This window comes from Limnohabitans sp. 2KL-17, from assembly GCF_003063415.1.
Classification (GTDB): Bacteria; Pseudomonadota; Gammaproteobacteria; order Burkholderiales; family Burkholderiaceae_C; genus Limnohabitans_A.
On record NZ_NESK01000109.1, the window covers coordinates 1 to 546 of the forward strand.

The window sequence follows — 546 nt, forward strand, 5'->3', positions numbered from 1 at the left end:
GGCTTACAAGTGGGCCAAGGCGAACAAAAAACGAAGGGAATATCAGAATGCGAAAGGAAAATCAAAAAAATCAAAACCATGCGGGGCGAAATTGCGCTCGCGAATGGGGTATTTCAGCAGCCTGTTAAGGCTACGCTGAACAAGCCAACGAATTCAGCGATATGTTGCTAGTTGATTGCATGATGCGAGATGTGATGGGCGAAGCGGCCCAATTTCGGCCCGTATTTCTGGCCTTTTCACGCCAGACACGCGCATTGCGCGCTCTGAAGACGCACTCATGCCATGCGGCGTCCACGCGCTAAGTAGATGTTGGCCAGACCCAAGGCCACGAACGAGCGCGTGGCGTTCTTGGCCAGGCCGCGATAGCGCACCTTGGTGAAGCCCCACAGCCGCTTGACCACTGCGAAGACGTGCTCCACCCGGGCGCGTACCTTGGACTTGTTGCGATTCTTCGAGCGCAGGGCCGGGTCAACCTCACCTCCCTTGCGCACCCGCTGGTTGGTGAAGTCGTTCGCATGTGGTGCCTTGGATGCGATCAGTGCCTTC

The 546-nt window shown here is 56.6% G+C and carries 1 protein-coding gene; it reads right to left on the minus strand.

Annotated elements, in window-relative coordinates:
* Positions 1-275 precede the first annotated feature (275 nt).
* Positions 276-546: transposase (locus B9Z45_RS16820; protein WP_146180911.1), on the minus strand; the 271-nt coding region annotated here is incomplete at its 5' end.